Origin of the sequence: Kosakonia pseudosacchari, assembly GCF_015167415.1 — a bacterium.
Lineage (GTDB): Bacteria > Pseudomonadota > Gammaproteobacteria > Enterobacterales > Enterobacteriaceae > Kosakonia > Kosakonia pseudosacchari.
Map to the genome: position 1 here is coordinate 283,075 of NZ_CP063425.1, position 17,846 is coordinate 300,920.

A 17,846-nucleotide genomic window follows, 5' to 3' on the forward strand; every position below is an offset into this window, starting at 1 on the left:
CTTAGGAATATTATTCAAACAAATTATGATGAAGATCGTTTATGTTGCGCCGCGAACGCTTTTCCAGCTTAGCCCGAAGCGGGCCAGATATTTGCGCAGGCGATCCGCATCGTTCGGATTGGCCTTTTTCTGCCGGGAAATGGCGAACAATTCACGTCCCGCTTCTGAAAGCGTCTGGCTGCGCCGACAGACGGCAATCACCGTTTCCAGTTGGCGTTGATCGAACAGATCCAGCGTGCTGATATCCACGGGGAGATTCGGCAGTGCTGATTCTCCACGCCAGTGCTGCGCTAAACGCTGCACCTCTTCCTCGACTAACGCGTCGTTAATGCGCCCCTGTTCCGCCAGCGTTGCCATTCGCGCGATTGACGTGCTCAGTTCGCGAAAATTACCGCGCCACGCCGCGTGAGGAGAACAAGCGAAGGCCAGATAGCGTTCACGTGCGTCCTTATCAAAGCGGATTTGCGTCTGCTGCTGCCGGGAAAAACGCTGGAGTTCATATTCGATGTTCGGGGCGATATCTTCCCGCCGCTCCGCCAGGCCCGGCAGTGCGAACGTCCACATATTGATACGTGCAAAGAGATCTTCCCTGAAACGTCCTTCAGCCACCCACTGCTGCATATTCCGGTGCGTGCCCGCAATCAGTTGAAAATCACTGTGCACTTCTTTATCGGAACCAAAGGGGAAAAAAGTTTTCTCTTCAATCGCTTTCAGCAGCATCGCCTGCTCATCCAGCCCCAGTTCGGCGATCTCATCCAAAAACAGCACGCCGCCATCGGCTTCGCGCAGTAACCCGGTACGCGCCTGTTGTGCGCCGGTGAACGCGCCTTTCACATGGCCGAATAGCGTCGACATGGCATTATCGCCGCGCAGCGTGGCGCAGTTCACCGCCACCAGTCGCCCCTGTACCAGATGGCGGGACTGGCGTAACTGAAAGATGCGTTTCGCCAGAAATGATTTCCCCGCACCGGTTGGCCCGGTCAACAGAATGGGCGCAGTTGAGCGCAGCGATACGCGTTCGATTTGCTCGATTAAGCGGTTAAAGGTGGCATTACGCGTATCAATCCCGGATTTCAGAAACGACACCGACTGCTGCTGTTCGCGCTGAAAACGGCTGGTCAACGTCGCGTAACGGCTTAAATCCAGATCGATAACAGAACAGACACCAGCGGCTATCGCCTCGTCAGTTGCGCCTTTCGCCGCCGGACCGGTCTGCAACAGGCTGGCGGGCAAATAACGGGCTTCGGTCAGCAGGAACCAGCAAATCTGCGCGACGTGCGTCCCGGTGGTGATATGCACCAGGTACTCTTCATTTTCCGTATCGAACGGGTAACGGGTGGCGAAATCGAGAAACGCGGCATACACCTCTTCAAAATCCCACGGATCGTTAATCATCACCGCATGTTTGCGCACTTCGGTATGCGGTGAGACGAGGGCAATATCTTCCGCCGTCTGTTGCGCCAGACCTTCATCGCGTGGCTGGTGCAGCAGTTCAAGCCGGTCGACAGCGAAATCCGGCTGCTGGCACAACCCCACGGTGGGCCGCCATTTACGAAAGCGGTTTTGCCGTTTACCCCGTTTATCCAGCACCGTTCCCAGTACACCAATAACCACCCGACGCTTCATTGTTTATCCCATAAGATAAAAACCGATATTGAAAGATAAAAAAATACCTTATTCACTTCAACATCATCAAACCGGGATGAAAATAAAACTCTTATTTTTCAATTAAGTAAAAATTTTATTTGCTTGTTCTTGATTCTGGCACGCTTCTGGCAATAACCAGTACGTCAGCACGCTGAGTTAGCAGGGGTTACGCACCCCGCCGGCGCACCAGGAACGGCACGAGACGTTTTCCAGGGGGCGTTCCGTCAGTGGAAAGACATTTGCGAAAAGTCGGTTCTTTTTCGGGTTCGAATCCCGGATTCGCCACCTTATCTATGAAGATAAACAGGTAGTACCCCGGTAGTCGGGCTTTGGACGATTACCCCCAACGACCGCCGGTAACGGCGCCGGGCCACAGGCAAAACGTTGTTTCCCCTGCGGCTTCGCCCCTGCATTCGCGGTCGTTAAGGCTAACGATTTAAGGAGAACGTGATGACCAACAAAATCACAATACGTAAAGGTCAATTAGGTTTACTGGCAAAAGAGGGTGACTACTACCAGGTTCTGGAAACCGGTGAGCACCGCCTGCCGTGGTTTAACAAACCCGACGTGCTGGTGGTGAATACCGATGGCAGCGAAGTGGCCGCGGGTCTGGCGGAGTATTTGCGCCGTTTCCAGCCAGAGTGGGTGGAGCGTTTCTGTCTGGTGGCCGATATGTCAGATAACGAAGCCGGTGCGCTTTATCTCAACGGCATGCTGCTGGAGATCCTGCCGCCTTCAACGCGCCGTCTTTACTGGCAAGCGGATGACGCGCTGAAACTGGTACGCATGGACACTCGCGATGTGCGGGTTCCCACGGAGATCCTTACCGCCGTGGCGCAACCCGCACGCGGTGTGGCGGTAAAAGGCCGCGACACGATTCTGGCAGTGCAGGTTCCGGCCTGGCATGCGGGCGTTTTAAAAGTCGATGGCGTGACGCAGGCGCTGTTACCGGCGGGATTGAGCGGCTACTGGAAAGTAAACCATCTGGTGGAAGCCGAGGTGGTGGATTTGCGCCTGCAAGTGCTGGAAGTGAGCGGCCAGGAGATCCTGACCAAAGATAAAGTCACCTTGCGGCTGAACCTGGCGGCGAACTGGCGTTACACCGATGTGTTAAGCGCCTTTGCCCAACTGAGCAAACCGCTGGAGCACCTCTATCGCGAGTTGCAGTTTGCGCTGCGCGAAGCGGTGGGCACGCGCACGCTGGATGAGCTGCTGGAAGATAAGCAGGTTATTGATGCGTTAGTGAGTACGCAGGTGGCAAATCGCATGGCGGCGTTTGGTATTGAAGTGGCGTCGCTGGGGGTGAAAGACATCATTTTGCCGGGTGAGATGAAAACGATCCTGTCGCGCTTAGTGGAAGCGGAAAAATCGGCACAGGCCAATGTTATCCGCCGCCGGGAAGAGACCGCCGCGACCCGTTCGTTGCTGAACACGGCAAAAGTGATGGAGAGCAACCCGGTGGCGTTGCGGCTTAAAGAGTTAGAAACGCTGGAGCGTGTGGCGGAGCGCATCGATAAGATCTCGGTCTTTGGTGGCCTCGACCAGGTATTGCACGGCCTTGTTAACATCAAAGGAAGTCATGATGCAGCGTAACGACTATCAACTGCTGGCGCAGGAGAACAGCGCGCCGGTCAAAATGTGGACGCACGGCGTGCCGGTGGAACCCGAAGCGCGGGAGCAGTTGCTCAATACGGCAAAAATGCCGTTTATCTTCAAACATCTGGCCGTGATGCCAGATGTGCACCTGGGAAAAGGCTCGACCATCGGCAGCGTGATCCCAACCAAAGGGGCGATTATCCCGGCGGCGGTTGGCGTGGACATCGGCTGCGGCATGATTGCCGTGCGCACCTCGCTGCTGGCGGCGGATCTGCCGGATAACCTCGGCGGGTTGCGCAGCGCCATTGAGCAGGCGGTGCCGCACGGACGTTCGGTGAACCGGTCGAAACGAGATAAAGGCGCGTGGGAAAAACCGCCGCAAGAGGTGGATAGCCACTGGGCGTTGCTTGCGCCGCGCTTTAAGCGCCTGACGGATAAATACCCGCGCTTGCGGCAAACCAACAACCATCAACATTTGGGAACGCTGGGAACCGGCAACCACTTTATCGAAGTATGCCTGGATGAGCAGCAGCGCGTGTGGGTGATGTTGCACAGCGGGTCGCGCGGAGTGGGTAACGCCATCGGTAACGTGTTTATCACCCTGGCGCAGCAGGATATGCAGCAGCATATCGCCAATTTGCCGGACCGGAACCTGGCCTATTTCCAGGAAGGGAGCAAGCACTACGAGGACTATCTGGAAGCGGTCGAATGGGCGCAGGATTTCGCCCGCCATAACCGGGAAGTGATGATGTCGCGCGTGCTGGCGGCGCTGTCGCGTATGGTGACCAAACCGTTTATCACGCAGCAGGAAGCGGTGAATTGCCACCATAACTATGTGCAAAAAGAGACGCACTTTGGTGAGGAGGTGCTGGTGACGCGCAAAGGTGCGGTTTCCGCGCAAAAAGGGCAGATGGGGATTATTCCCGGCTCGATGGGCGCGAAAAGTTTTATCGTGCGTGGGCTGGGAAATGAAGAGAGCTTCTGTTCATGCAGCCACGGAGCAGGGCGAACCATGAGCCGTACGGCGGCAAAAAAACGCTTTACAGTGGAAGATCACATTCGCGCGACCGCGCATGTGGAGTGCCGTAAAGACAGCGAGGTGATCGACGAGATCCCGATGGCTTACAAAGATATCGACGCGGTGATGGCCGCGCAGGACTCGCTGGTCGAAGTGGTGCATACCCTGCGGCAGGTGGTGTGTGTGAAAGGATAAGAAGGACAATAATAATGGAACCTTTAGGCGTTGATGTCGCCATGCGCGGGCGTGTGCGGCAGGTGTTACACGATGTGGAACACACCTATGGCGTGAAAGTGCTCTACGCCTGTGAATCCGGCAGCCGCGGCTGGGGCTTTGCTTCACCGGACAGCGATTACGATGTGCGCTTTTTATATGTGCATCAACCGGACTGGTATCTGCGCGTCGAGCCTCAGCGTGACGTGATAGAACTGCCAATAGACGATGAGCTGGACGTTTGCGGGTGGGAGTGGCGCAAAGCGCTGGGGTTGCTGAAAAGCGCTAACCCGGCCTTAATCGAATGGTTAGATTCGCCGATCGTCTACCAGCAGGATGACGCCACGCTCGCTGCGTTGCGCGCGCAGGTGCCGCACTGGTTTTCGCCGGTCAGAGCGCGATGGCACTACTATTCGATGGCGAAAAAGAACTTTCGCGGCTATTTGCAGAGTGAACAGGTACGGCTGAAAAAGTACTTTTACGTGCTGCGTCCGCTGCTGGCGGTGCGCTGGATAGAAGCGGGCAAAGGGATGCCGCCAATGCGTTTCGCGACGTTGCTGGCAGGTAGCTGCCTCGACGCGCCATTACGGGCAGAAATCGATGAACTGCTGGTGTTAAAACAGCGGGCAGGCGAAGCACAGTACGGCGCGCGACGCCCACTGCTGCATGCATTTATCCACGACGAACTGGCGCGCGGCGAAATCGCCGATGCACTGCCGGAAAGCCGCAGCGGCAAAGTCAGGGATCTCGACGCGTTGCTGTACCAGACGGTGATGGCATAAAAAAAGCCCGGTAATTTACCGGGCTTTTTGCTCTCATCCGCACACGGGAGGAGTTACTCAAACAAGTTGTGATGCAGTTTTTGCACCACCTGCTCGGCCTCTTTTCCCGGTACCAGGAAGCAGAGGTTATGGCTGGATGCGCCATAACAAATCATGCGGATATTAAACGGGTCCAGCACGCCAAACACCTCTTTACCCACGCCACAGGCTTTCGACAAATCGTTGCCGATAATCGCCACCAGCGCTAAATCTTCTTCCACTTCCACCCGGCACAGAGAAGAAAGCTCGGTCAGCAGCGCCTGGGTTAATAAGGTGTCGCCGGTCGACGTTGAACCGGTGGTGTCCAGCGTCAGCGCCACGCTCACTTCTGAGGTGGTGATCAAATCAACCGAGATATTGTGACGCGCCAGGATGCCAAACACTTCCGCAAGAAAACCGCGTGAGTGCAGCATATTCAGGCTGTGCAGCGTGAGCAGGGTCTGCTTGCGGCGCAGCGCCAGTGCGCGGAACAGCGGCGGGTTACTGGTGTTATTGCATACCAGTGTGCCACCGGCTTTCGGATCTCTGCTGGAGCCGACAAAAACCGGAATGTCGCTGCGTACGGCGGGCAACAGCGTGGCGGGGTGCAGCACTTTCGCACCGAATGTCGCCATCTCTGCCGCTTCTTCAAAGGCTATCTCATCAATGCGTTTCGCGGCGGGCACTACGCGCGGGTCGGTGGTGTAAATGCCCGGGACATCGGTCCAGATATCCACGCGTGAGGCGTGCAGTGCTTCACCTAACAGCGCGGCGGTATAATCGCTGCCGCCGCGGCCAAGCGTGGTGGTGCGGCCTTTGGCTTCGCTACCGATAAAGCCCTGGGTGATCACCAGCCCTTCATTCAGGCGCGGTGCGAGTTGTTGTCCGGCAAGTTCCGCCAGGGCGGCGACATCCGGCTCAGCGCGACCAAACCGGTCGCTGGTGCGCATCACTTTGCGCACATCAAACCACTGCGCCTGTACGCTGCGTTCGCGCAGCACTTCGACAAACAGCAGCGTCGACATCAGCTCGCCGTGGCTGACTAATTCGTCGGTCAGCGCGGTGGATGTCGCCAGCGATGCGGCTTCGGCAAGCGTGGTGATATTTTCCAGCAGGCGCTCAATCTCTTCGCGGATAACCGCCGGGTTCGCCAGGCGTTCCAGAATATCGAACTGAATTTTGCGGATAGCGTCGAGCTTGACGAAACGCTCGCTGGCTTCCAGCCCTTCGGCCAGCGCCACCAGCAGATTAGTTACGCCTGCGGAAGCGGAAAGCACCACCAGACGAACGCTGGTGTCGGAAAGCACCACGTCCGCACTGCGGTTCATGGCATCAAAATCGGCAACGCTGGTGCCGCCAAATTTGGCGACAACGAAACTAGTCATAACAACCTCGTGTCAGGGGATTCTCTATTCAGCCATGGCACAAGGAAAGAGCGAAAAACGGGGTGGGCGCAGAGCGATAAACAGCTACGATTTCCCCAGAAGTGCTCCACCTTGTCTGCCCGCTTTCCGTAACGTCTGCGGACATGAAACGTTCGACTGCGAACGCTTCTGGTGACAACCCAGGGGATTCAGCCCCTGTAGCCGATAACGCACGCTGCCAGGCGTTTTGTTATCTCGGCGTTACTCCCCCTCAGGTGTTTTCATCAGCCTGGCGCTTCGAACACCGTGTGCCTGGGTAACGCGCCTCTTCTGGCAATGTTTACCTTCGCCTTTCACGCCGCAGCGGCGTTAGCCGCCTTCACTTACCCCGGTCACTTGACTTTTGTAAGCTCCCGGGGATGTGCTAACGCGAAAAGTTCTGGTAATGCAAACCCGCGCATGCGCGGGTTGTGCGTTTATAAATAAAGGGTTAGCAGGCATGCTGTCAACGCCGGGATTATGCGGATTTTTCATGCTGCATGAGGCGTCAGTAAAATGACTTATGTTGTGCTCAAATTCGGCGATTTTTGGTCGTTATTCGCCCGCGTGTATGGCGAGCCGGCACAAAAACCATCACAATTTTCCCCGGCAGGCGCTACAATCGACGGCAGTCACAATTCTCAAATCAGAAGAGTATTGCTATGAAAAACATCAATCCAACGCAGACATCTGCCTGGCAGGCATTACAGAAACACTACGCTGACATGAAGGACGTCACCATCGCGGAACTGTTCGCGAAAGAGGGCGACCGCTTTAGCAAATTCTCCGCAACCTTTGACGACCTGATGCTGGTGGATTTCTCCAAAAACCGCATCACGCAAGAGACGCTGGACAAGCTGCTGGCACTGGCCAAAGAGACCGATCTGGCGGGTGCGATCAAATCCATGTTCTCCGGTGAGAAAATCAACCGCACCGAAGATCGCGCCGTGCTGCATGTCGCGCTGCGTAACCGTAGCAATACGCCGATTGTGGTAGATGGCAAAGATGTGATGCCGGAAGTCAACGCGGTGCTGGAGAAGATGAAAGCCTTCTCTGAAGCGATCATTTCAGGTAGCTGGAAAGGTTACACCGGCAAACCGATCACCGACGTGGTGAACATCGGTATCGGCGGTTCCGACCTCGGCCCGTTCATGGTGACCGAAGCGCTGCGTCCGTACAAAAACCATCTGAACATGCATTTCGTCTCCAACGTCGATGGTACGCACATCGCCGAAGTGCTGAAAAAAGTGAACCCGGAAACCACGCTGTTCCTCGTGGCGTCTAAAACCTTCACCACTCAGGAAACCATGACCAACGCCCACAGCGCGCGCGACTGGTTCCTGAAAACCGCCGGTGACAACAAACACGTGGCGAAACACTTCGCGGCGCTCTCCACCAACGCGAAAGCGGTTGGCGAGTTTGGCATCGACACCGCTAACATGTTTGAATTCTGGGATTGGGTCGGTGGTCGCTACTCTCTCTGGTCGGCGATTGGTCTGTCTATCATCCTCTCCGTGGGATACGACAACTTTGTTGAGCTGCTCTCCGGCGCGCACGCGATGGACAAGCACTTCTCCACCACTGAGCTTGATAAAAACCTGCCGGTGCTGCTGGCGCTGATTGGTATCTGGTACAACAACTTCTTCGGCGCTGAAACCGAAGCGATTCTGCCGTACGACCAGTACATGCACCGTTTTGCCGCTTACTTCCAGCAGGGCAACATGGAGTCCAACGGTAAATACGTTGACCGTAACGGCAACGCGGTGGATTACCAGACTGGGCCGATCATCTGGGGTGAGCCGGGCACTAATGGTCAGCACGCGTTCTATCAGCTGATTCACCAGGGCACCAAAATGGTTCCGTGTGACTTTATCGCGCCGGCTATTACCCATAACGCGCTTTCCGATCATCACCAGAAACTGCTGTCCAACTTCTTTGCGCAGACCGAAGCGCTGGCGTTCGGTAAATCCCGCGAGGTCGTTGAGCAGGAATATCGCGATCAGGGTAAAGATCCGGCAACGCTCAATCACGTCGTGCCGTTCAAAGTGTTTGAAGGCAACCGCCCGACTAACTCTATTCTGCTGCGTGAAATCACCCCGTTTAGCCTGGGTGCGCTGATTGCGCTGTACGAGCACAAAATCTTCACTCAGGGTGCCATCCTCAATATCTTCACTTTCGATCAGTGGGGTGTGGAGCTGGGTAAACAACTGGCGAACCGCATTCTGCCTGAGCTGGGCGATGACAAATCCATCTCCAGCCACGACAGTTCAACCAATGGTCTGATCAACCGCTACAAATCCTGGCGCGGTTAAGCCACATAAGCGTCGCTTCGGCGGCGCTTTTTTTTACCGATTATATTTATCCCTGCATGGTTATATTGCGCGAGGATTTCGCCCGATATATATAAGCAATTCCGATATCGATATTTTAAAGCTAAATTATGGGGATTATTCCTGGCGTGTCGTTTGTATATTGATGATCAGGTTTATCTGAAAAAGGGAGCAAGCCTGCCAGCCATAGCTATAAATTTTAGGACTAGCCTTATTGTGTCAATATTTTGTCATTATTTAACTGATTGAAAGTTTTGCTATTTTATTTTTTGCTCTTCTTTTTTTAAATGCCCGATACCAATTTTCCGAAAACGTTCCCCGCTATTTCCCGATGCGTAAACCCTCTGCTGTAGTTGTGTATACTCGATATCGCCTGAATTCTTTCAGGTAAATCTCCATTCATTCAATGAAGGGAAATTGATATGAAAAAAGTCCTGTATGGCATTTTTGCCATATCCGCGCTTGCGGCGACTTCTGCTTTTGCGGCACCGGTGCAAATCGGTGAAGCGGCAGGGTCGGCAGCGACCTCTGTTTCTGCGGGTAGCTCCGCAGCAACGAGTGTTAGCACCGTAGGGTCCGCGGTGGGTGTCGCGCTGGCGGCAACCGGTGGCGGTGATGGCTCCAACACGGGAACCACGACCACCACGACCACAAGTACCCAGTAATAGCGGGTACATTAACTATAACCACACTTCGGTGTGGTTATTCCGCCCCTTTCGGAGAAGAGTCGTGAAGCGACCTGGTATCATCTTGATTTGCCTGCTCCTTCAGGCATGTTCAGGCCCCATCAAGGGTCTCGGGAATTCACTCTGGAATAGCGTATTTGGCACGCCGGGCGTACAGCTCACGGATGAAGAAATCCTCAATATGCCGTACGCCAGCCAGTACATGCAGCTCAACAACGGCCCACAACTGTTTGTGGTGCTCGCTTTCGCCGAAAACGGGCAGCAGAAATGGGTGACGCAGGATCAGTCCACGATCGTCACGCAAAACTATCGCATCGTGAAAACGCATCTGCCTGGCGACAACCTGCTGGATGTGAATAACCTGGCGGCAGATCCGCTGGCGAAACCGAACCAGGTTGTTGACGGCGCGAGCTGGACACGCTTAATGGGCTGGACGGAACACAAGCAGGTGCGCTACGCCACCGCCCGTTCTGTCTTCCACTGGAATGGCACCGACACGGTGAAACTGGCGAGCGACGTAACGGCCGTGCGCATTCTTGAAGAAGAGGTAACGACCGACCAGAAACGCTGGCGAAACCGCTATTGGTTGGATGATCAAGGGGTTATCCGGCAATCCGAGCAGTACCTTGGCGCGGACTGGTTCCCGGTGAAAACCACCCTGATTAAGGCGGCGAAATAATGAAAAAACGCGCTCTTCTTCCGCTGTTAGCCTGCCTTGCTTCTCCGCTGGCGTTCGCTGTCGGCACGGTGGATGTCTATATGGAAGGCGACAGCAAACCGAAAACCCTCACCAACGCCGAGTATCTGGTGGATCTGGTAGGGCAACCGCGTCTGGCGAATAGCTGGTGGCCCGGAGCGGTGGTGAGTGAACGCCAGGCGACAGTTGCCGAGCAGGCGCGCCATCAGGCACTGCTTGCGCGACTTAGCGCCCTTGCCGCCGACGAGAGTGGTGACAGCGCCGCTGCCATTAACGCGCTGCGTCAGCAGTTGCAGGCCATGAAAGTGACCGGGCGGCAAATTGTCGAACTGGATCCTGATTACCTGCGTACCCATCGCCTCGCCAACCGCCCTTTACAGGGGCAATACACCTTATGGGTTGGCTCGCAGCCAACCACCATCACCGTGGTTGGGCTTATCAGCCGCCCGGGCAAAAAAGTGTTTACGCCCGAACGGGATGTGGTGAGCTATCTGGATGAGATGAGCCTGCTGAGCGGCGCGGATCGCAGTTACGCCTGGGTGGTGTACCCGAACGGCAAAACGCAAAAGGTACCGGTGGGCTACTGGAACCGACGTCACGTGGAGCCGATGCCCGGCAGCGTGATTTTTGTCGGTTTCGCACCGGGTTTGTGGAGTAACGAGTATGACGAGCTGAATGCCGACATTCTTCAGTCCCTGACGCATCGGATACCGGAATAATAATGAAAAAATCGTTTGTCATTAGCCTGTTGGCGCTGGGGATTAGCGCCGCCTGTCACGCAGAATCGTACCCGGACCCGATTGGCCCCTCGCAGTCGGACTTCGGCGGCGTCGGTCTGCTGCAAACGCCCACAGCGCGTATGGCGCCTGAAGGCGAATTGAGTTTTAACTACCGCGACAACCATCAATATCGCTACTACTCCGGCTCGGTGCAGCTCTTCCCGTGGCTGGAAACCACGCTGCGCTACACCGATGTGCGGACGCGCAAATACAGTACGGTAGAAGCCTTCTCTGGCAATCAATCCTACAAAGATAAAGCCTTCGATGTGAAACTGCGCCTCTGGCAAGAAGGTTACTGGCTGCCGGAAGTTTCCGTGGGCGCGCGCGATATTGGTGGTACGGGTCTGTTCGATGGCGAATATCTGGTGGCGAGCAAAGCCTGGGGGCCGTTTGATTTCTCGCTGGGTCTCGGTTGGGGCTACCTTGGCACCAGCGGCAACATCAAAAACCCGCTCTGCTCTTACGACGAGAAATATTGTACGCGCGACACCCGTTACAAAGCCGCAGGCTCCACGGATACCAGCCAGATGTTCCGTGGGCCGACCGCGTTGTTTGGCGGGGTTGAGTACCAAACGCCATGGAACCCGCTGCGCTTAAAACTGGAGTATGAAGGAAATAACTACCAGCAGGACTTTGCCGGTAAACTGCCGCAGCGCAGCAAGGTCAACGTCGGCGCGATTTATCGCGTCACCGACTGGGCGGACATCAACCTGAGCTATGAGCGCGGGAATACCTGGATGTTCGGCTTTACCCTGCGTAACAACTTCAACAACCTGCGCCCATCCTATATCGACAACGCCCGGCCGAAATATCAGCCGCAGCCGCAAGATGCGATCCTCCAGCATTCGGTGGTGGCGAATCAGTTGACCTTACTGAAATACAACGCCGGGCTTACCGATCCGCAAATTCAGGTGAAAGGTGACACGCTGTATGTCACCGGCGAGCAGGTGAAATACCGCAACACCCAGGAAGGCGTGGAGCGCGCGAATCGCATCATCATGAATGACTTGCCGGATGGCATACGCACTATTCGCGTGACGGAAAACCGCCTCAACATGCCGGTTGTCACCACCGAGACGGATGTTGCCAGCCTGAAGCGCCACCTCGAAGGTGAACCGCTGGGGCAGGATACGGAACTGGTACAAAAACGCGAAACGCCGATCGTGCCGGACAAACCAGAGCAGGGTTGGTATATCGATAAATCCTCGTTCGATTTCCACATCGATCCGGTGCTTAACCAGTCGTTCGGCGGCCCGGAAGCTTTCTACATGTACCAGCTTGGCGTGATGGCCACCGCCGACTGGTGGTTAACAGATCACCTTCTGACCACCGGTAGTCTGTTTGGCAACCTGACCAATAACTACGACAAGTTTAACTACACCAACCCGCCGAGAGATTCAGCGCTGCCGCGTGTGCGTACCCGCGTGCGTGAATATGTGCAGAACGATGTTTACATCAACAACATGCAGGCGAACTACTTCCAGTACCTGGGCAATAACTTCTATGGTCAGGTATATGCCGGATATCTGGAAACCATGTACGGCGGTGCGGGTGCCGAACTGCTGTGGCGGCCGGTTGATAGCCATTGGGCGTTTGGTATTGACGGCAACTATGTAAAACAGCGTGACTGGCGCAGTGCGCAGGACATGATGAAGTTCACCGATTACAGCGTGAAAACCGGCCACTTCACCGCTTACTGGACGCCGTGGTTTGCCGAAAATGTGCTGGTGAAAGCCAGCGTCGGTCAATATCTGGCAGGCGATAAAGGCGTCACGCTGGATGTGTCGAAGCACTTCGACAGCGGCATTGTTGTGGGTGCCTATGCCACCAAAACCAACGTTTCAGCCGCGCAGTACGGGGAAGGGGACTTCACCAAAGGGGTCTACATTTCGGTTCCGCTGGATCTCTTCAGCACCGGCCCGACCCGCAGCCGCGCTGGCATTGGCTGGACGCCGCTGACGCGTGACGGTGGTCAGATGCTGGGTCGTAAGTTCGAGCTTTACAACATGACCAACGATAAGACGGTCAACTTCCAGTAAACGTGTTCTCTCCCCGTTCGGGGAGAGAAATGCGGCAAGCACTGCCTTTCTTCATTGCCGACCACACTTCTCTCCCCGCCAGGGGAGAGAAATGCGGCAAGTTCTGCCTTTCTTCATTGCCAACCACACTTCTCTCCCCGTCAGGGGAGAAGTGCCGCAAGCTCTCTCTTTCTCCATCGCCAGCCATATTTCTCTCCCCATCACAGGAGAGAAAATGGCATTCACAACCGGCGCAACAGCCGCGCCGGATTGCCGGCATACACCCCTTTCTCGCTGAGCGATTTGGTCACCACGCTGCCCGCGCCTATCACACAGCCATCGGCAATGGTCACCGCCAGAATGGTTGCGCCGCTGCCTATCGACACATCATTGCCAATCACAATTCTCCCCCAGCTTTCCCGGTCGGGGTTCGGTTTACCCTCGCGAAACATATCGTTGGCGAACATCACGCCATGACCGATAAAGCAGCGCTCACCAATGGTGACATATTCGCAAATAAAGCTGTGCGACTGGATTTTCGAGCCTTTACCGACCTGCGTATGCCCCTGGATTTCGACAAACGGGCCGACAAACACATCGTCCGCCAGCGTGCAGCCGTATAAATTGACGGGTTCATAAATCACCACATTTTCGCCGCAGGTGACATTGCGTATGGCGGTTTGGCGCAAAGAGGCGCTTGTCATCATCCCTCCTTAAAGCGAAAGCGGTTTGCCCAGAATATGCAGCGTACTTTGCTGCGACGCGGTACTGAATTGGGTGTCTTTAAGATGCGTGAATCCCTGGCGGAGATAAAAACGTTGCGCGTTCGGGTTGGCGTCCAGCACTTCCAGCCAGATAAACCGCTCACCACGCAGTTGCGCCAGGCGTTCTACTTCTGCCAGCAGTTGCTCGCCGTAGCCTTTACGCGTTTCGCCCGGTAACAGATAGAGTTTATGCAGTAGCGTGCCCGCCGGGCCCTGTTCATCAACGGCGCGGTGCCAGGTAACTTTGGCGAAGCCGACAGGCGCAACATCCTCGGCGATAAACCAGTTGCCCGTTGCGCTTTGCAGGCTCTGCTGGAGCGCGGGTACGGAATACTCCTGCGTAAGAAAATCTTCCAGTTCGGCCGGTTCGCGCCACAGAGGGGCAAAATGATGGCGATAACTGGCGTAGCCCATTTCACTCAGTAACGCGGCGTCCGCGATTTCAGCCTTACGTACGATAAGCATGCTCTTTTTGTCTCCTGCGTGGACATGTCTGCGCAACATGTCATCACGCGGTGTCACAAAATATAAGCAAATAATGTAGATCCAGATCACATTTTTGCGATATACAAAGTGTTGTTCACAGCAATGAGGTGCCGCTATGACATCGCTAACTCGTCCACGCGTTGAGTTTATTTCGACCATATTGCAGACCGTGCTGAATCTTGGTCTGTTGAGCCTCGGTCTGATTCTGATTGTCTTTCTGGGCAAAGAGACACTGCATCTGGCGGATGTCCTGTTCGCGCCAGTGCAAACCAGCAAATATGAGCTGGTGGAAGGGCTGGTGGTTTATTTTCTCTATTTCGAATTTATCGCCCTGATTGTGAAGTACTTTCAGTCCGGGTTTCACTTCCCGCTGCGCTACTTTATCTACATTGGTATTACCGCGATTGTGCGGTTGATCATCGTCGATCACCAGTCGCCAATGGATGTGTTGATCTACTCGGCGGCGATCCTGTTGCTGGTGATCACGCTGTGGTTGTGTAACTCGCAACGGCTGAGGCGCGAATAAAAAAAGGGCGGCCTTCGAGGGCCGCCAATGACTTCACAAGTTACTCGTCATTCTTCAGTCTGCAGGGGGCGTTGGCTGCGTTTGTCCACCCCAGCCACTTACTTATGTAAGCTGCTGGGGATGATCTCACTTGCCGCCTTCCTGCAACCTGAATTATTGAGAGTTTCGGGTGATACAAGTTGAGGGTGCAGTGGCAACGCCGGTCATCTTTCGGGTGATAGCTGTGTTGGTTTCCTTTACTCACCCCGGTCACTGACTTCAGCCAGCTCCCGGGGATTCGTGCAGTCGCCGCCTTGCGTTAACCCGAAACATTTAAGGCGTAATAACAACAATGAAAATTAACCTTTCACACCGCCTGCGGTCAGGCCGTTAACCAGCCAGCGCTGCGCAAGCAGGAAGACAACCGTAATTGGGATCGCGGACAGCACCGCCGCCGCGGCAAAATCGCCCCACAGGTAGTTTTGCGGGTTGAGATATTGCTGCATCCCGACCGCCAGCGTGTAACTGTTCACATCGCGCAGCAGCAGCGAGGCAACCGGTACTTCGGTAATGGCGGCGATAAACGACAGAATAAACACTACCGCCAGAATCGGCACCGACAACGGCAGCAGCACCAAACGGAACGCCTGCCACGGTGTTGCGCCATCCAGCGAGGCCGCTTCTTCCAGCGAACCGTCGATCGTTTCGAAATAACCTTTGATCGTCCATACATGCAGCGCGATCCCGCCCATGTAAGCGAAGATCACCCCGCCGTGTGTATTCAGACCGATAAACGGCACGTACTGGCCGAGCCGGTCAAACAACGCGTACAGCGCCACCAGCGACAATACCGCCGGGAACATCTGGAAAATCAGCATCCCTTTCAGCAATGTCGCTTTGCCGCGAAAACGCATACGGGCAAAGGCATACGCACACGTCGTGGAGAGCGCGACAATGCCGACAGCGGTGATACTGGCGATTTTTACCGAGTTCCACAGCCACAGCAGCACCGGGAACGGCGGCGGTGTGACGCGGCCATCAGCGTGTTCGACGCTAAAGCCCAGCGCGAGACGCCAGTGCTCCCACGAAATGTTTTCCGGAATCAAACTGCCGGTGGCGAAGTTACCTTCACGCAGCGAAATGGCGACCACCATCAGCAGCGGGAACATAATGGCGGCAATAAACACCAGCAATAACAAATGGGTGATAAACAGCCGCAGCTTTTGCGATTTCGCCTGCACCATAGCCATAATTTTCGTCCTCCTTAATCGAATTTCATGCGCGTAGCTTTCAGGTTGACGATAGCTAACGCACCCACCAGCAGGAAAATCAGCGTGGCGATGGCGGCGGCGAGCCCAAAGTCCTGACCACCGCCGCCTTCAAAGGCGATGCGATAGGTGTAGCTCACCAGCAGGTCGGTATAACCGGCCGGTGTGGTGGTGCCAATGCGATCCGGCCCGCCGTTGGTCAGCAGTTGGATCAGCACGAAGTTGTTAAAGTTAAACGCGAAGCTGGCGATCATCAGCGGCGTTAGCGGCTTGATCAGCAGCGGAAAGGTGATACGGAAAAAGTTTTGCAGCGGCCCGGCACCATCCATCGCCGAGGCCTCATACAGATCGTCAGGGATCGCTTTCAATAGTCCCATGCACAAGATCATCATGTACGGATAACCGAGCCAGGTGTTGACGATCACGATCATCGAGCGCGCGGTTGCGGGATCGCTAAACCACGCCGGTTTAATGCCAAACAGCGCGCTCAGCATCATGTTGATCTCACCAAAGCTCTGGTTAAACAGCCCCTTGAAGATCAAAATTGAGATAAACGACGGCACCGCATACGGCAGAATCAACAGCACGCGATAAATCGCTTTGCCTTTTAGCGATTCCCACTGCACCACGCAGGCCAGCACCATGCCGACAGCAACGGTCAGCACCACGGTTAGCACCGAGAACACCACCGTCCAGATAAAGATCTCAATGAACGGTTTTTGAATGCCTTCATCGGTAAAGACGCGAGTGAAGTTATCCCAGCCGATGGTCACGGTATAGCCGGGGCTGAGCCTTTCGCTACCCCAACTGCCGTCGGCGTTAATTGCCTGGAAGTAGCCGATATCGTTGTTCGCCCGGTATTTCACGCCGCTCTGGTTGTTGGTCAGCGTACCGTCCTGTTCAAGCTGATACAGCGGGCGCGTACCGGAGAACTGGCGCAGCGAACTCATCGCCACTTTGCTGCCATCCGGCAGGAGGGCGGTGAGTTGGTTCAGCGCCTGGCGATTTTGCGTAATGATGCGCAGATTGGCGCGCTCGCCAGCGGGCAGGGCATCAGCCTCTTTTAGCGTCAGTTGCTGCTCGCCGCCGGGTTTGAACGCATCGGAAACGTAGTTTTTACCGCTGTCGCCGTCGGTCAGCGCCAGTCGCCATGCGTCACCTTCCGGGTAGAGCCCAAAGTTATACGCTTTACCTGCCTGGTAGGAACGATCAAGCAGCACCTGCTGCGCGCGCTCCTGGGTGAGCTGGTTAGTGCTGCTGTAGTTGGTAAACGCGATGGCGATGGTACAAATCAGCGGGAACAGGACAAACAGCCCCATGCCCGCCACGCCGGGATAAACATAGCGCCAGGCGTAGGCTTTACGGTTGGCGAAGATATAGAGGCCCGCCGAACTAAGCACGAGCGTGGTAATGGCGAAAAGGTATTCCCCCTGGGCATACATCATAACGACAAGGTAAGCCACCAACAGGCCAACAACGGTGATGGCCGCCCATGCGAGCTGCGGGCTTTGCCACCAGTGGCGTTTTCTTCTTACATCCATGGGGATTTCCTCTCTACTCGACACCCTTCACGCAGCCGCTTTGTTGGTTGCGGTTGCGCACGCTTGATGCTTACTTTTGTAAGCGCTCCGGGATA

General features: G+C 55.4%; 15 protein-coding genes and 1 riboswitch. Of the genes, 9 read left to right on the plus strand and 6 right to left on the minus strand.

Annotation, left to right across the window (positions count from 1 at the left end; translation table 11 throughout):
• Positions 1-39: 39 nt before the first annotated feature.
• The gene (gene rtcR, locus IP581_RS01340; protein WP_193821576.1) at positions 40-1,626 is read right to left on the minus strand and encodes an RNA repair transcriptional activator RtcR; all 1,587 of its coding nucleotides are present in this window, start codon (positions 1,624-1,626) and stop codon (positions 40-42) included.
• Between the two features lie 471 nt (positions 1,627-2,097).
• Here rtcR and IP581_RS01345 point away from each other — a divergent pair, with 471 nt between their 5' ends.
• Genes IP581_RS01345 through IP581_RS01355 form a run of 3 tightly spaced genes read left to right on the plus strand, consistent with a single transcriptional unit; the run spans position 2,098 to position 5,256 of the window.
• On the plus strand, positions 2,098-3,240 hold the full coding sequence (locus tag IP581_RS01345; protein WP_193821577.1) for a slipin family protein: 1,143 nt from the start codon (positions 2,098-2,100) through the stop codon (positions 3,238-3,240).
• Positions 3,230-4,456, plus strand: a complete 1,227-nt coding sequence (locus IP581_RS01350) for an RtcB family protein (protein WP_193822622.1) — start codon at positions 3,230-3,232, stop codon at positions 4,454-4,456. Before IP581_RS01345 ends, IP581_RS01350 begins: the two co-directional genes overlap by 11 nt.
• Before the next feature lie 14 nt (positions 4,457-4,470).
• Positions 4,471-5,256, plus strand: a complete 786-nt coding sequence (locus IP581_RS01355; RefSeq protein WP_193821578.1) for a nucleotidyltransferase domain-containing protein — start codon at positions 4,471-4,473, stop codon at positions 5,254-5,256.
• Between the two features lie 53 nt (positions 5,257-5,309).
• Here the strand turns inward: IP581_RS01355 and lysC are convergent, their stop codons facing one another.
• Positions 5,310-6,659 (minus strand): lysine-sensitive aspartokinase 3, encoded by a 1,350-nt coding sequence (gene lysC / locus IP581_RS01360; RefSeq protein WP_017459419.1) that lies wholly within the window; start codon positions 6,657-6,659, stop codon positions 5,310-5,312.
• A gap of 91 nt (positions 6,660-6,750) precedes the next feature.
• Positions 6,751-6,976: riboswitch (Lysine riboswitch) on the minus strand.
• A 363-nt stretch (positions 6,977-7,339) separates the two neighbouring features.
• Here lysC and pgi point away from each other — a divergent pair.
• The 5 genes from pgi to IP581_RS01385 all read left to right on the plus strand — a co-directional run bounded on the left by pgi (position 7,340) and on the right by IP581_RS01385 (position 13,208).
• A complete protein-coding gene (pgi, locus tag IP581_RS01365) occupies positions 7,340-8,989 on the plus strand; it encodes a glucose-6-phosphate isomerase (protein ID WP_086873896.1) in 1,650 nt (549 codons plus the stop codon).
• A gap of 440 nt (positions 8,990-9,429) precedes the next feature.
• Entirely contained in the window at positions 9,430-9,672 is a 243-nt protein-coding gene (gene yjbE / locus IP581_RS01370; RefSeq protein WP_007372406.1) for an exopolysaccharide production protein YjbE, read from the plus strand.
• A 64-nt stretch (positions 9,673-9,736) separates the two neighbouring features.
• Positions 9,737-10,372, plus strand: a complete 636-nt coding sequence (locus IP581_RS01375) for a YjbF family lipoprotein (RefSeq protein WP_228007800.1) — start codon at positions 9,737-9,739, stop codon at positions 10,370-10,372.
• Complete coding sequence (locus tag IP581_RS01380; protein WP_193821580.1) at positions 10,372-11,109, plus strand: capsule biosynthesis GfcC family protein; 738 nt, start codon at positions 10,372-10,374, stop codon at positions 11,107-11,109. Before IP581_RS01375 ends, IP581_RS01380 begins: the two co-directional genes overlap by 1 nt.
• 2 nt (positions 11,110-11,111) lie before the next feature.
• A complete protein-coding gene (locus IP581_RS01385; protein WP_097401674.1) occupies positions 11,112-13,208 on the plus strand; it encodes a YjbH domain-containing protein in 2,097 nt (698 codons plus the stop codon).
• A gap of 221 nt (positions 13,209-13,429) precedes the next feature.
• Here IP581_RS01385 and IP581_RS01390 read toward each other — a convergent pair whose 3' ends face one another.
• Complete coding sequence (locus IP581_RS01390; protein ID WP_193821581.1) at positions 13,430-13,891, minus strand: acyltransferase; 462 nt, start codon at positions 13,889-13,891, stop codon at positions 13,430-13,432.
• Positions 13,892-13,900: 9 nt separating this feature from the next.
• Positions 13,901-14,416: a GNAT family N-acetyltransferase gene (locus IP581_RS01395; RefSeq protein WP_193821582.1), complete on the minus strand. Its 516-nt coding sequence runs from the start codon at positions 14,414-14,416 to the stop codon at positions 13,901-13,903.
• A 136-nt stretch (positions 14,417-14,552) separates the two neighbouring features.
• Between IP581_RS01395 and psiE the strand changes: the two genes are divergently transcribed.
• Positions 14,553-14,963: a phosphate-starvation-inducible protein PsiE gene (psiE, locus tag IP581_RS01400; protein WP_017459426.1), complete on the plus strand. Its 411-nt coding sequence runs from the start codon at positions 14,553-14,555 to the stop codon at positions 14,961-14,963.
• A 338-nt stretch (positions 14,964-15,301) separates the two neighbouring features.
• Here the strand turns inward: psiE and malG are convergent, their stop codons facing one another.
• Together malG and malF are read right to left on the minus strand one after the other, a co-directional pair.
• Positions 15,302-16,192: a maltose ABC transporter permease MalG gene (malG, locus tag IP581_RS01405; RefSeq protein WP_086873902.1), complete on the minus strand. Its 891-nt coding sequence runs from the start codon at positions 16,190-16,192 to the stop codon at positions 15,302-15,304.
• Between the two features lie 14 nt (positions 16,193-16,206).
• Entirely contained in the window at positions 16,207-17,751 is a 1,545-nt protein-coding gene (malF, locus tag IP581_RS01410) for a maltose ABC transporter permease MalF (protein WP_097401671.1), read from the minus strand.
• Positions 17,752-17,846: the final 95 nt, after the last annotated feature.